The 13,757-nt window shown below is 53.3% G+C and carries 10 protein-coding genes; all 10 read left to right on the top strand.

Features of this window, described 5'->3' with window-relative positions; translation table 11 throughout:
- Positions 1 to 554 precede the first annotated feature (554 nt).
- The 10 genes from sdhC (at position 555) to cydB (ending at position 13,743) form a co-directional block, all read left to right on the top strand.
- Positions 555 to 944: a succinate dehydrogenase cytochrome b556 subunit gene (gene sdhC / locus JG725_RS07240; RefSeq protein ID WP_172289848.1), complete on the top strand. Its 390-nt coding sequence runs from the start codon at positions 555 to 557 to the stop codon at positions 942 to 944.
- Entirely contained in the window at positions 938 to 1,285 is a 348-nt protein-coding gene (sdhD, locus tag JG725_RS07235; RefSeq protein ID WP_172289849.1) for a succinate dehydrogenase membrane anchor subunit, read from the top strand. Before sdhC ends, sdhD begins: the two co-directional genes overlap by 7 nt.
- Positions 1,285 to 3,051: a succinate dehydrogenase flavoprotein subunit gene (gene sdhA / locus JG725_RS07230; protein WP_172289850.1), complete on the top strand. Its 1,767-nt coding sequence runs from the start codon at positions 1,285 to 1,287 to the stop codon at positions 3,049 to 3,051. Before sdhD ends, sdhA begins: the two co-directional genes overlap by 1 nt.
- A gap of 16 nt (positions 3,052 to 3,067) precedes the next feature.
- Positions 3,068 to 3,784: a succinate dehydrogenase iron-sulfur subunit gene (locus tag JG725_RS07225; RefSeq protein ID WP_172289851.1), complete on the top strand. Its 717-nt coding sequence runs from the start codon at positions 3,068 to 3,070 to the stop codon at positions 3,782 to 3,784.
- A gap of 267 nt (positions 3,785 to 4,051) precedes the next feature.
- Positions 4,052 to 6,859: a 2-oxoglutarate dehydrogenase E1 component gene (gene sucA, locus JG725_RS07220; RefSeq protein WP_199377413.1), complete on the top strand. Its 2,808-nt coding sequence runs from the start codon at positions 4,052 to 4,054 to the stop codon at positions 6,857 to 6,859.
- 15 nt (positions 6,860 to 6,874) lie between these two features.
- Positions 6,875 to 8,113: a 2-oxoglutarate dehydrogenase complex dihydrolipoyllysine-residue succinyltransferase gene (gene odhB / locus JG725_RS07215; RefSeq protein WP_172289853.1), complete on the top strand. Its 1,239-nt coding sequence runs from the start codon at positions 6,875 to 6,877 to the stop codon at positions 8,111 to 8,113.
- Positions 8,114 to 8,244: 131 nt separating this feature from the next.
- Complete coding sequence (gene sucC / locus JG725_RS07210; RefSeq protein ID WP_172289854.1) at positions 8,245 to 9,411, top strand: ADP-forming succinate--CoA ligase subunit beta; 1,167 nt, start codon at positions 8,245 to 8,247, stop codon at positions 9,409 to 9,411.
- On the top strand, positions 9,411 to 10,283 hold the full coding sequence (gene sucD, locus JG725_RS07205) for a succinate--CoA ligase subunit alpha (protein ID WP_199377411.1): 873 nt from the start codon (positions 9,411 to 9,413) through the stop codon (positions 10,281 to 10,283). Before sucC ends, sucD begins: the two co-directional genes overlap by 1 nt.
- 738 nt (positions 10,284 to 11,021) lie before the next feature.
- Complete coding sequence (gene cydA / locus JG725_RS07200) at positions 11,022 to 12,590, top strand: cytochrome ubiquinol oxidase subunit I (RefSeq protein WP_172289856.1); 1,569 nt, start codon at positions 11,022 to 11,024, stop codon at positions 12,588 to 12,590.
- A 13-nt stretch (positions 12,591 to 12,603) separates the two neighbouring features.
- Positions 12,604 to 13,743 carry a cytochrome d ubiquinol oxidase subunit II gene (gene cydB / locus JG725_RS07195; protein WP_172289857.1) on the top strand — a complete coding sequence of 380 codons (1,140 nt, stop codon included), beginning with the start codon at positions 12,604 to 12,606 and terminating at the stop codon, positions 13,741 to 13,743.
- The last annotated feature ends 14 nt before the right edge of the window (positions 13,744 to 13,757 follow it).

Below are 13,757 nucleotides of genomic sequence, written 5' to 3'. Positions count from 1 at the left end.
CTCTGTAGCGACACATCTGTCAGTAGGGTACAGAGCAGGGTCATGAAACCCGGCCAGCCACATCCCGGATGGATACACCGTTCTCCAGATAATTAACCATTCCCTGAATTAATCATAGCCATTACCTATGACTTTTACGCGGATTCTCACCTTCACTGTTACATAAGTTATGCCGGCGGGAAAGTGTAACCGCTGAGCTTTAACACATCATAGGGAATTTAACGGCGTAGTTGTAATTTAAATGTTGAGTTTTTGTCAAATTAGATAATTGATTTTAGCTGAATTGTGAAATTCGTGACCTAAATCACTATTCAAGGGAAATGTTTCCAAACGGTTTGTGTGGGAATTGTAATAAGAATGTGAAGCACCTATACTTCGGCCAGGTCTCCGGAATACCCTGCAGTAGGAGCACCCAGTATGAATGGATCATGCGCTGTTTAGACACCGGAATGTCGATGTTTGAGCGCGTACCGTAAAACCGGCTTCAGGTTTTCGACATTTATGCTGTCTGACCTCAATTCAGGTCCGGAGGAAGATAAAATAATAAAAGCTGTGTGGGCAAATCCGTGAAAAAACAAAGACCTGTTAATCTGGATCTACAGACGATCCGGTTTCCCGTTACTGCGATAGCTTCTATTCTTCACCGCGTCTCCGGCGTTATCACTTTTGTCGCCGTCGGTATTTTACTGTGGCTGTTAGGACGTTCTCTTTCTTCTGAGGATGGCTTTCTACAGGTTGCAGCAATGATGGACGGTTTCATCGTGAAATTTATCGTTTGGGGCATCCTTACCGCGTTGGCCTATCATATAGTAGGTGGTTTACGCCATCTAATGATGGATTTTGGCTATATAGAAGAAGATCTTATTGCCGGTAAACGTTCTGCAACTCTCTCTTTTATCATTTCCGTCGTGCTTTCATTTCTGGCTGGAGTCCTCGTATGGTAAGCAATGCTTCTGCATTAGGACGCAATGGCGTACAAGATTGGTTACTGATCCGCGCTTCCGCCATCGTCATCGTGCTGTATGTGATTTATCTGCTCGGCTTTATTATCGCGGCCGACGATATCACCTATCAAGTCTGGCGTGGCTTCTTCGCTATGCCCCTCACCAAGGTATTTACGCTACTGACGTTATTTTCCATCCTGGTACATGCATGGATAGGGATGTGGCAAGTGCTGACCGACTACATTAAACCGCTGGCCTTACGCCTGACTTTACAGTTGGCGATTGTGGTCGCGCTGTTGGTGTACGTCATTTATGGAACGATAGTGGTGTGGGGGGTGTAATGAATTTGCCAATTAGAGAATTTGATGCTGTTGTGGTCGGCGCGGGTGGCGCAGGTATGCGCGCCGCGCTGCAAATATCCCAGATGGGCCTCTCCTGCGCCCTGTTATCCAAAGTTTTTCCAACCCGTTCCCATACCGTGTCCGCACAGGGTGGTATTACCGTGGCGCTGGGTAATACCCATGAAGACAACTGGGAATGGCATATGTATGACACCGTGAAAGGTTCCGACTATATCGGCGATCAGGACGCGATTGAATATATGTGTAAAACCGGCCCGGAAGCGGTTCTGGAGCTGGAACATATGGGATTGCCGTTTTCCCGGCTGGACGATGGCCGCATCTATCAGCGTCCTTTTGGCGGACAGTCCAGAAATTTTGGCGGCGAACAGGCGGCCCGTACCGCGGCGGCGGCCGACCGTACCGGTCATGCTTTGCTGCATACGCTCTATCAGCAGAACCTGAAAAACCATACCACCATCTTCTCCGAATGGTATGCGCTCGATCTGGTTAAAAATCAGGATGGCGCGGTGGTGGGCTGTACCGCTATCTGTATCGAAACCGGCGAAGTGGTCTATTTCAAAGCGCGGGCCACCATACTGGCGACCGGCGGCGCGGGCCGTATCTATCAGTCCACCACCAATGCGCACATCAATACCGGCGACGGCGTCGGCATGGCGTTGCGCGCCGGCGTACCGGTGCAGGATATGGAGATGTGGCAATTCCATCCCACCGGTATCGCCGGGGCCGGGGTGCTGGTGACCGAGGGCTGCCGCGGCGAAGGCGGTTATCTGTTGAATAAGCATGGCGAACGTTTTATGGAGCGTTACGCGCCGAACGCCAAAGATTTGGCCGGTCGCGACGTGGTCGCCCGCTCTATTATGATCGAAATCCGCGAAGGGCGCGGTTGTGAAGGGCCGTGGGGGCCGCACGCCAAGCTGAAGCTGGATCACCTGGGTAAAGAGGTGTTGGAGTCACGTCTGCCGGGCATCCTGGAACTGTCCCGTACCTTTGCCCACGTTGATCCGGTTAAAGAGCCGATTCCGGTTATTCCAACCTGTCATTACATGATGGGCGGCATCCCGACCCGCGTCAGCGGACAGGCGCTGACGGTCAACGAAAAAGGCGAAGATGTGCCGATCCCCGGCCTGTTTGCCGTCGGCGAGATCGCCTGTGTATCGGTTCACGGCGCCAACCGTCTGGGCGGCAACTCGTTGCTCGATCTGGTGGTATTCGGTCGTTCGGCCGGGATGCATTTGCAGGAATCGCTGGACGAGCAGGGCGTCAGTCGTGACGCCAGCGAGTCGGATATCGAGGCCTCGCTCGATCGCCTGAATCGTTGGAACAACACCCCCTCGGGTGAAGATCCGGTGGAAATCCGTAAGGCGCTTCAGGCCTGCATGCAAAACAACTTCTCGGTATTCCGCGAAGGGGATGCAATGGCGAAAGGGCTGGAAGAATTGAAGGTGATTCGCGAACGGCTGAAAAACGCCCGTCTGGACGATCGCTCCACTGAATTCAATACCCAGCGTGTGGAATGCCTGGAACTGGAGAACCTGATGGAAACGGCGTATGCGACCGCGGTTTCCGCCAATTTCCGTACCGAAAGCCGTGGGGCGCATAGCCGTTTCGACTATCCTGAGCGTGACGATGAAAACTGGTTATGTCATTCGTTGTATCTGCCGCAAACCGATAGCATGACGCGCCGTAAGGTGAACATGCAGCCTAAACTGCGCCCGGCCTTCCCGCCGAAAGTGCGTACTTATTGACCGCGGAGATCGATTGATGAAACTTGAATTTTCCATTTATCGCTATAACCCGGATGCCGATGATGCGCCGCGGATGCAGGACTACCAGTTGGATGCGGAGGAGGGGCGCGACATGATGTTGCTGGATGCCCTGATTCTGCTGAAAGAACAGGACCCAACGTTGTCATTTCGCCGTTCGTGCCGCGAGGGGGTTTGCGGTTCAGACGGTGTTAACATGAACGGTAAAAACGGGCTGGCCTGCATCACGCCGATTTCAGCGCTGCGGCGCGGAAACGGCAAAATTGTCGTCCGCCCCCTGCCTGGATTGCCGGTTGTGCGTGATTTGGTAGTGGACATGGGGCAATTCTATGCCCAATATGAGAAAATAAAACCTTACCTGTTGAATAATGGGAAGAATCCACCGGCGCGCGAGCATCTGCAATCACCGGAGCAACGGGCGAAACTGGATGGGTTGTATGAATGCATCATGTGCGCCTGTTGTTCAACGTCTTGTCCGTCGTTCTGGTGGAACCCGGATAAGTTTGTCGGCCCTGCGGGCCTGTTGGCCGCATACCGCTTCCTGATTGACAGCCGCGATACGGAAACCAAGCCGCGCCTGGACAATCTGGACGATGCTTTCAGCGTATTCCGCTGTCACAGCATTATGAATTGCGTCAGTGTTTGTCCGAAAGGGCTTAACCCGACGCGGGCGATTGGTCATATTAAATCCATGTTGCTACAGCGTAATGGGTAACCAGCAGGCCGTGACGGAACAGGTGATGTAGTTAAGACCGGCATATCCCCCGGAAGCCGCCAAGCTCCGGGGGATGGCAGGAAACCTTTAAAAACCGGCTTACGCGTCAGAAGCGGTTTTTAAAGGTTCCTTAAAAGGTAGTGGATGCCTTGACAGCGCGTACGGATGTACGGCAAGCGAACCGTTTTTACGGCAACCGATTTTATACGGCACGATTGACATGTTAACCACGGCGAAAACTGAAGCTTATTAGCTTAAGGGATCATAATGCAGAACGGCGCAATGAAGGCCTGGCTGGATTCCTCCTATCTGGCGGGCGCGAACCAGTCCTACATAGAGCAGCTCTATGAAGATTTTTTAACCGACCCGGATTCTATCGATCTCAGCTGGCGCTCGATCTTCCAGCAGTTGCCAACGGCTGGGATCAAACCGGATCAATTTCATTCCAAGACACGGGAATATTTTCGCCGTCTGGCGAAAGATTCTTCACGTCACACCTCGTCGATTACCGATCCTGATAGCGATGCGAAGCAGGTTAAGGTATTGCAGTTGATCAATGCCTTCCGTTTCCGCGGTCACCAGCAGGCCAATCTCGATCCCTTGAATTTACGCACTCAGATCCCGGTGCCCGAACTGGATCTCGATTATCACAATCTGACGCAGGATGATTTGCAGGAAACCTTTAACGTGGGGTCGTTTGCCATCGGCAAGGACACCATGCAACTGGGTGAACTGTATCAAGCGCTGAAACAGACCTACTGTGGGCCGATCGGGGCGGAATACATGCACATCACCAATACGGAAGAAAAACGCTGGATCCAGCACCGTATTGAGTCCGTGATGGGGCAGCCGTCCTTTAGCGCCGATGAGAAAAAACGTTTCCTGAAAGAGCTGACCGCGGCGGAAGGGCTGGAGCGTTATCTCGGCGCGAAATTCCCCGGCGCCAAGCGTTTCTCGCTGGAAGGGGGCGATGCATTAGTGCCGATGCTGAAAGAGATGGTTCATCATGCGGGCAATAACGGCACGCGTGAAGTGGTGCTGGGCATGGCGCACCGGGGCCGTCTGAATGTGCTGATTAACGTGTTGGGGAAAAAGCCGCAGGATTTGTTTGATGAGTTCGCCGGCAAGCATAAAGAGCATTTGGGCACCGGTGATGTGAAATACCATCAGGGGTTCTCCTCGGATCTGGAAACGGAGGGCGGGCTGGTGCATCTGGCGCTGGCCTTCAACCCTTCGCATCTGGAGATTGTCAGTCCGGTGGTGACCGGTTCGGTGCGCGCGCGGCTCGACCGGCTGGATAATCCGGTCGGTACGCTGGTTCTGCCGGTTACCATTCATGGGGACGCGGCCATCAGCGGACAGGGCGTGGTGCAGGAAACGCTGAACATGTCCAAAGTGCGCGGTTATGAAGTGGGCGGAACGTTGCGTATCGTGATTAACAACCGCATCGGTTTCACCACCTCGAACCTGCTGGATATCCGTTCCACGGAATACTGTACGGATATCGGTAAAATGGTTCAGGCGCCTATTTTCCACGTTAATTCGGACGATCCGGAAGCGGTGGCCTTTGTTACCCGTCTGGCGCTGGATTTCCGTAATACCTTTAAGCGCGATGTGTTTATCGATCTGATTTGCTACCGTCGGCACGGCCATAACGAAGCGGATGAGCCGAGCGCCACTCAGCCGATGATGTACCAGAAAATCAAAAAGCATCCGACGCCGCGTAAAGTGTATGCGGATCGCCTGGAACAGCAACAGGTGGTCACGTTGGAAGACGCCACCGAGATGGTCAATCTGTATCGCGATGCGCTGGATGACGGGGAATGCGTGGTGGACGAGTGGCGCGAGATGGACATGCAGTCCTTCACCTGGTCGCCCTATCTGAATCACGAATGGGACGAACCCTACCCGAACAAGGTTGAAATGAAGCGCTTGCAGGAGCTTGCCAAACGCATCAGCGAAATTCCCGAGGCGATAGATATGCAGCCGCGGGTGGCCAAGGTGTATCGCGATCGGGCGGAAATGGCCAACGGCAATAAGCCGTTTGACTGGGGCGGGGCGGAAATGCTGGCCTATGCCACGCTGGTTGATGACGGGATTTCGGTGCGCCTGTCAGGCGAAGACACCGGCCGCGGCACGTTCTTCCATCGCCATGCGGTGGTGCATAATCAGAAGAATGGTTCGGGGTATACGCCGCTCGAACATGTGCATAATGCGCAGGGCGAATTCAAAGTCTGGGACTCCGTGCTTTCCGAGGAAGCGGTATTGGCGTTTGAATACGGCTATGCGACGGCGGAGCCGCGCACGCTGACCATTTGGGAAGCGCAGTTTGGCGATTTTGCCAACGGCGCCCAGGTGGTCATCGATCAGTTCATCAGTTCCGGCGAGCAGAAGTGGGGCCGGATGTGTGGGCTGGTGATGCTGTTGCCGCACGGGTATGAAGGACAGGGGCCTGAGCACTCCTCGGCCAGGCTTGAACGTTATCTGCAATTGTGCGCCGAACAGAATATGCAGGTTTGTATTCCGTCCACGCCGGCCCAGGTTTATCACATGCTGCGCCGTCAGGCGTTGCGCGGCATGCGTCGTCCGTTGATTGTGATGTCGCCGAAATCGCTGTTGCGTCACCCGCTGGCTATTTCCTCTTTGGATGAACTGGCCAACGGTCATTTCCAGCCGGCGATCGGCGAGGTTGACGACCTGGATCCCAAGGCGATCAAGCGCGTCGTTCTCTGTTCCGGTAAGGTTTATTATGATCTGGTGGAACAGCGTCGTAAAAATGATCAAAAAGATGTGGCCGTGGTGCGTATCGAACAACTCTATCCTTTCCCGCACCAGGCGGTGCAGGCAGCGCTGGAGCCGTTCTCCCACGTACATGATTTCGTGTGGTGTCAGGAAGAGCCGCTGAACCAGGGGGCCTGGTATTGCAGCCAGCACCACTTCCGTGAAGTCATACCATTCGGGGCTTCTTTACGTTACGCCGGACGTCCAGCCTCCGCTTCACCCGCCGTTGGCTATTTGTCCGTACACCAGAAACAGCAGCAAGCTCTGGTTAATGACGCGCTGAACGTTGATTAAATAAAAGGATAGATAATGAGTAGCGTAGATATTCTCGTCCCTGACCTGCCTGAATCGGTAGCCGATGCAACCGTGGCTACCTGGCATAAAAAACCGGGCGATAGCGTCCAGCGTGATGAAGTGCTGGTCGAGATTGAAACCGACAAAGTCATCCTGGAAGTACCGGCGTCTGAAGCCGGTATTCTGGATGCGATTTTGGAAGATGAAGGCGCCACGGTAACCTCTCGCCAGGTGCTGGCCCGCCTGCGTCCGGGCGACAGTTCCGGCAAAGAAACCAGCGAGAAGTCTCAGAGTAAGGAGTCCACGCCGGCACAGCGTCATACGGCCGCGCTGGAAGAGGAAAATAACGATGCGCTCAGCCCGGCGATCCGCCGCCTGATTGCGGAACACGACCTGGATGCTTCCGCGATTAAAGGCAGCGGCGTCGGCGGGCGAATTACCCGCGAAGACGTCGAGAAACATCTGGCGGCGCGCAAGAAAGATGCCGGGAAAGAGGAAAAGCCCGCCGCGTCTCCCGCTCCGGCTACCGAGTCTGCCCCTGCTGCCCCTGGCGGCCGCAGCGAAAAACGCGTACCGATGACGCGCTTGCGTAAACGCGTGGCGGAGCGCTTGCTGGAAGCGAAAAACAGCACCGCGATGCTGACGACGTTTAATGAAGTCAACATGAAACCCATCATGGATTTGCGCAAGCAGTACGGCGAAGTGTTTGAGAAGCGCCACGGCATCCGGTTAGGCTTCATGTCTTTCTATATCAAGGCGGTGGTTGAGGCGCTGAAGCGCTTCCCGGAAGTGAATGCTTCCATTGATGGCGAAGACGTGGTTTACCACAGCTATTTTGATGTCAGTATTGCGGTGTCGACGCCGCGCGGTCTGGTTACGCCGGTTCTGCAAGATGCAGATAGACTGGGCATGGCCGAGATCGAGAAGAAGATCAAAGAGTTGGCGCTGAAAGGTCGTGATGGTAAGTTGACCGTGGAAGAACTGACCGGGGGGAATTTCACTATTACCAACGGCGGCGTCTTTGGTTCGCTGATGTCCACCCCGATCATTAACCCACCGCAAAGCGCCATTCTGGGTATGCATGCGATTAAAGATCGTCCGATGGCGGTGGAAGGCCAGGTGGTCATTCTGCCGATGATGTATCTGGCGCTGTCCTACGATCATCGTCTGATTGACGGCCGTGAGTCCGTGGGCTTCCTGGTGACGATAAAAGAACTGCTGGAAGATCCCACGCGTTTGCTGTTGGATATCTGATCCATTGGGCGGTAAGCCATCGAATGCTTACCGCCCTTTATCTATGTATGTGCTATGCAGGCCGCCTTGTCGGCGGCGTTATCAATAAATATAAGATAGGCATATCTTTAAACCTGAATGGATAGAACATCATGAATCTACATGAGTATCAGGCAAAACAATTATTTGCTCGATATGGGTTACCGGCGCCGGTCGGCTTTGCCTGTACGACACCTCGCGAGGCGGAAGAAGCCGCATCGAAAATCGGTGTCGGCCCGTGGGTGGTGAAATGCCAGGTTCACGCGGGCGGACGCGGTAAAGCCGGCGGGGTAAAAGTCGTCGGCAATAAAGAGGATATCCGCGCATTCGCAGAAAGCTGGCTGGGTAAAAACCTGGTGACGTATCAAACGGATGCGCAAGGGCAGCCCGTTCATCAGATTCTGGTGGAGGCGGCCACCGACATTGACAAAGAACTCTATCTGGGCGCGGTGGTTGACCGCGGCAGTCGCCGGGTGGTGTTCATGGCGTCAACGGAAGGCGGCGTAGAGATTGAGAAAGTCGCGGAAGAAACGCCCGAGCTGATTTATAAAGCCGCGCTGGATCCGCTGACCGGGCCGCAGCCCTATCAGGGGCGCGAACTGGCCTTTAAATTAGGCTTAAGCGGCAAGCAGGTGGCGCAGTTCACCAAAATCTTCATGGGGCTGGCGACGATGTTCCTGGAGCGTGATTTGGCGCTGGTCGAGATCAATCCGCTGGTGATTACCAAACAGGGCGATTTGATTTGTCTGGACGGTAAATTGGCGGCCGACGGCAACGCCTTGTTCCGCCAGCCTGAACTGCGTGAAATGCGTGATCCGAGTCAGGAAGATTCCCGTGAAGCGCATGCCGCCCAATGGGAACTCAACTATGTGGCGCTGGACGGCAACATTGGCTGCATGGTGAACGGCGCTGGTCTGGCAATGGGCACCATGGATATCGTCAAACTACACGGCGGCGCGCCGGCCAACTTCCTTGATGTGGGGGGCGGCGCAACCAAAGAGCGGGTGACGGAAGCGTTCAAAATCATCCTGTCCGACGACAAAGTCAACGCGGTGTTGGTCAATATTTTCGGCGGCATCGTGCGCTGCGATTTAATCGCCGACGGTATCATCGGCGCGGTTTCCGAAGTCGGCGTCAATGTACCGGTAGTCGTTCGCCTGGAAGGGAATAACGCCGAACTGGGTGCCAGAAAGCTGGCGGAGAGCGGCCTGAATATTATCGCGGCGACCAGCCTGACGGATGCGGCCCAGCAAGTTGTTGCGGCAGCGGGGGGTAAATAATGTCCATTCTGATCGATAAAAACACCAAAGTTATCTGCCAGGGTTTTACCGGTAGTCAGGGGACTTTTCACTCCGAGCAGGCGATTGCTTACGGTACGCAGATGGTGGGAGGCGTAACGCCGGGTAAAGGCGGTACGGAACATCTCGGTCTGCCGGTTTTCAATACGGTGCGTGAAGCCGTTGAAGCCACCGGGGCGACGGCTTCGGTGATCTATGTGCCGGCGCCGTTTTGTAAAGACTCTATTCTGGAAGCGATTGACGCCGGTATCGAGCTGATTATTTGTATTACGGAAGGCATCCCGACGCTGGATATGCTGACGGTCAAGGTCAGGCTGGATCAGAACGGCGTACGGATGATCGGCCCGAACTGTCCGGGGGTTATTACGCCCGGCGAGTGCAAGATAGGCATCATGCCCGGCCACATCCATCTGCCGGGGAAAGTGGGTATTGTTTCCCGTTCCGGCACCCTGACGTATGAAGCGGTAAAACAGACCACCGATACCGGTTTGGGGCAATCGAGCTGTGTGGGCATCGGCGGCGATCCGATCCCCGGTTCCAACTTCATTGATATCCTGAAACTGTTTGAGCAGGATCCGCAGACTGAAGCGATTGTGATGATCGGTGAAATAGGCGGGACGGCGGAAGAAGAAGCCGCGGCCTATATCAAAGATCACGTGACGAAACCGGTGGTCAGCTACATTGCGGGCGTAACCGCGCCGAAAGGCAAGCGCATGGGGCACGCCGGGGCGATTATCGCCGGCGGTAAGGGCACCGCTGACGATAAGTTTGCCGCGCTGGAAGCGGCCGGGGTAAAAACGGTGCGCAGTCTGGCCGATATCGGCGAGGCGGTAAAATCCGTGCTTTCCCGCTGATGAGCGAATAACACAATCGTTATTAATGTAATGCTGTTAACGTTCGACATGTTTAGCCACCTCAGGGTGGCTTTTTTTATAGAGAAAAATTAATGTATTCAGCCAGTTCTAATGAGTAATGATTTTTGTTAATTTCATATAACAATACGCTAACAATAAAAATACTTAATTATGGTCTATAAACAAAGCACATGACTAAAAAGTGCAGGAATGGAACGGAAACGCATTCAGGATGAATAATCGAAATTAAAGTGAAAAATATATTACCGGCTTGATTTTAATTTAAACTATAAAATCACATATATTTAACAATGCAGGTAAGTGTGAAATTAACGCAAACCATTAATTAACAAAAAGGAGTTAATTTGTTTTAGATCAAAATTCACCTATGGATATATTTTAAAAAATAAGCTTAAATTGCGCCAAATCAATTATTCAGAAACACCGGGTTTGCCGGTAAAATGATTTGCAACCAAAAACCCAATCCATGTCACGTAAAAACCTATTTATTGTAGGGGATTACAGGCGTAATATACTGATACTCTGTAGGATACGATACTGGCAATATTTGTGATTTTTCTTTGGCTTGCTGTTGGATTCGCCAATTTACCGGCGTTTGCTAAAGCCTGGGCTGAAGTAATTTAATGTTGTGTTCTTTTTGGGTGTTCACTGACGGGTGTTTAGCGGCTTGCGAGATCCTGCAAGCTAAAACCTTCCTGCGAGGAGCAAGGAGTCAAGATGTTTGATATAGTCGAACTGTCACGCTTACAGTTTGCCTTAACCGCGATGTACCATTTTCTATTCGTGCCATTAACGCTGGGAATGGCGTTTTTGCTGGCGATTATGGAAACGGTATATGTGCTGTCCGGCAAACAAATCTATAAAGATATGACTAAGTTCTGGGGCAAGTTATTTGCAATTAACTTTGCTCTGGGCGTCGCGACCGGGCTGACGATGGAGTTTCAGTTTGGTACTAACTGGTCATATTTCTCGCATTACGTCGGGGATATTTTTGGCGCGCCGCTGGCCATTGAAGGCCTGATGGCATTCTTCCTCGAATCTACCTTTGTTGGTCTGTTCTTCTTCGGCTGGGACCGATTGGGAAAAGTACAACACATGGCGGTTACCTGGCTCGTCGCGCTCGGCTCCAACTTCTCTGCGCTATGGATCCTGGTGGCCAACGGCTGGATGCAAAACCCTATCGCCTCTGATTTCAACTTTGAAACCATGCGTATGGAAATGGTGAGCTTTGCCGATCTGGTGTTGAACCCGGTTGCTCAGGTGAAATTCGTTCATACGGTCGCCGCGGGTTACTGTACCGGCGCGATGTTCATTCTGGGTATCAGCTCTTACTATCTGCTGAAAGGCCGTGATATCGCTTTCGCCAAACGTTCTTTTGCCATTGCCGCCAGCTTCGGCATGGCTTCCGTTTTATCCGTTATCGTCCTCGGCGATGAATCCGGTTATGAAATGGGGGACGTGCAGAAAACCAAACTCGCCGCCATCGAAGCTGAATGGGAAACCCAGCCTGCGCCGGCCTCCTTTACCCTGATTGGTTTGCCGAATCAGGATAATATGGAAAACAACTATGCCATCAGGATCCCGTATGTGCTGGGGCTGATTGCCACACGTTCCACCGATAAACAAGTGACCGGCCTGAAAGAACTGATGGAAATGCATCAGGTGCGTATCCGTAATGGTATGAAGGCTTATCAATTGCTGGAAGAACTGCGTGCGGGCAACACCGATCCCGCCGTTAAAGAAGCCTTCAACCAGTCCAAGCAGGATCTGGGTTACGGTATGCTGCTGAAACGCTATACGCCAACCGTGTCCGATGCGACGGAAGCGCAGATTCAGCAGGCGACCAAAGATTCCATTCCACGCGTTGCGCCGCTGTATTTCTCTTTCCGTATCATGGTGGCGTGCGGCATTTTGATGCTGATTATCATCGGCCTGTCTTTCTGGACTGTGCTGCGTGGAAAAATCGGCGAGAAAAAATGGCTGCATCGCGCCGCGCTGTATGGCATCCCTCTGCCGTGGATTGCCGTAGAAGCGGGCTGGTTCGTCGCTGAGTATGGCCGTCAACCCTGGGCGATTGGTGAAATACTGCCGACCGCGGTCGCCACCTCATCATTGACGGCAGGGGATATCCTGTTCTCTATGGCGCTGATTTGCGGCCTGTATACGCTGTTCCTGGTCGCGGAAATGTATCTGATGTTCAAGTACGCGCGTCTGGGGCCAAGCAGCCTGAAAACAGGGCGTTACCACTTTGAACAGCCCATAGCGGTTGCGCAGGAAGCACGGTAAACAGGAGTCCACTATGTTCGAATATGAAGTATTGCGTTTTATCTGGTGGCTGTTGATTGGCATTCTGCTGATTGGTTTCGCCATCACCGATGGTTTTGACATGGGCGTGGGGGTGTTGGTTCGACTGATGGGCCGTGGCGACACGGAACGCCGGGTGATGATCAACAGTATCGCGCCGCATTGGGATGGAAACCAGGTGTGGCTGATCACCGCGGGCGGCGCGCTATTTGCCGCCTGGCCGATGGTGTATGCCGCTGCGTTTTCCGGTTTTTACATTGCGATGATTCTGGTATTGGCATCGTTGTTCTTCCGTCCCGTCGGTTTTGACTATCGTTCAAAAATCGAAAATCCGCGCTGGCGCGGCATGTGGGATTGGGGCATCTTCATCGGTAGCTTCGTTCCGCCGGTGGTGATCGGTGTGGCGTTCGGTAACCTGTTGCAGGGCGTGCCGTTCCATGTGGATGAATATCTGCGTCTGTACTACACCGGAAACTTCTTCCAGCTTCTCAATCCGTTCGGCCTGCTGACGGGTATTGTCAGCCTGACGATGATTGTGGCGCAGGGGGCGACCTATCTGATGATGCGTACGACGGGCGATCTGCACGTGCGTACAAAATCGGCGGCGCAGATTTCTGCGCTGGTGATGATGGTGACGTTCGCGCTGGCGGGCGTGTGGGTAGTTTACGGCATTGATGGTTATGTGGTGACGTCGGTTATGAACACGGCGGCCGAGTCCAACCCGCTGCATAAAGAAGTCGCGCATCAGGCTGGCGCCTGGCTGATTAACTTCAACAATCATCCTGTGCTGTGGGCTATTCCGGCGTTGGGCGTGGTGCTGCCTTTGCTGACTATCGCCATGGCGCGGGCCGAGAAAGGCGCGTGGGCATTCCTGTTCTCCTCATTGACCATTGCCTGTGTGATTCTGACGGCCGGCGTTGCGATGTTCCCGTTCATCATGCCGTCTGTTACGGTGCCGAATGTCAGCCTGACCATGTGGGATGCGACCTCAAGCCTGTTGACCCTGAAAGTCATGACCATCGTCGCGATCATTTTCGTCCCGATTGTGCTTTCTTATACCGCGTGGTGTTACTACAAAATGTTCGGACGCATCACCAAAGAACATATTGAGCAAAACACTCATTCGATGTACTAAGTAAGGAGCTTAAT

The sequence above is a fragment of the Brenneria sp. L3-3C-1 genome (assembly GCF_016456245.1).
Classification (GTDB): domain Bacteria; phylum Pseudomonadota; class Gammaproteobacteria; order Enterobacterales; family Enterobacteriaceae; genus Brenneria.
Note: the sequence above shows the minus strand (reverse complement) of the source record. Positions and strands in the feature narration are given on the sequence as shown.

Excerpts from the sequence above, each read along its gene's own strand:
- cydB (WP_172289857.1), top strand. The coding sequence starts at position 12,604 with ATGTTCGAATATGAAGTATTGCGTTTTATCTGGTGGCTGTTGATTGGC.
- JG725_RS07225 (WP_172289851.1), top strand. The coding sequence starts at position 3,068 with ATGAAACTTGAATTTTCCATTTATCGCTATAACCCGGATGCCGATGAT.
- sdhA (WP_172289850.1), top strand. The coding sequence starts at position 1,285 with ATGAATTTGCCAATTAGAGAATTTGATGCTGTTGTGGTCGGCGCGGGT.
- sucD (WP_199377411.1), top strand. The coding sequence starts at position 9,411 with ATGTCCATTCTGATCGATAAAAACACCAAAGTTATCTGCCAGGGTTTT.
- sucA (WP_199377413.1), top strand. The coding sequence starts at position 4,052 with ATGCAGAACGGCGCAATGAAGGCCTGGCTGGATTCCTCCTATCTGGCG.
- odhB (WP_172289853.1), top strand. The coding sequence starts at position 6,875 with ATGAGTAGCGTAGATATTCTCGTCCCTGACCTGCCTGAATCGGTAGCC.
- sdhD (WP_172289849.1), top strand. The coding sequence starts at position 938 with ATGGTAAGCAATGCTTCTGCATTAGGACGCAATGGCGTACAAGATTGG.
- cydA (WP_172289856.1), top strand. The coding sequence starts at position 11,022 with ATGTTTGATATAGTCGAACTGTCACGCTTACAGTTTGCCTTAACCGCG.
- sucC (WP_172289854.1), top strand. The coding sequence starts at position 8,245 with ATGAATCTACATGAGTATCAGGCAAAACAATTATTTGCTCGATATGGG.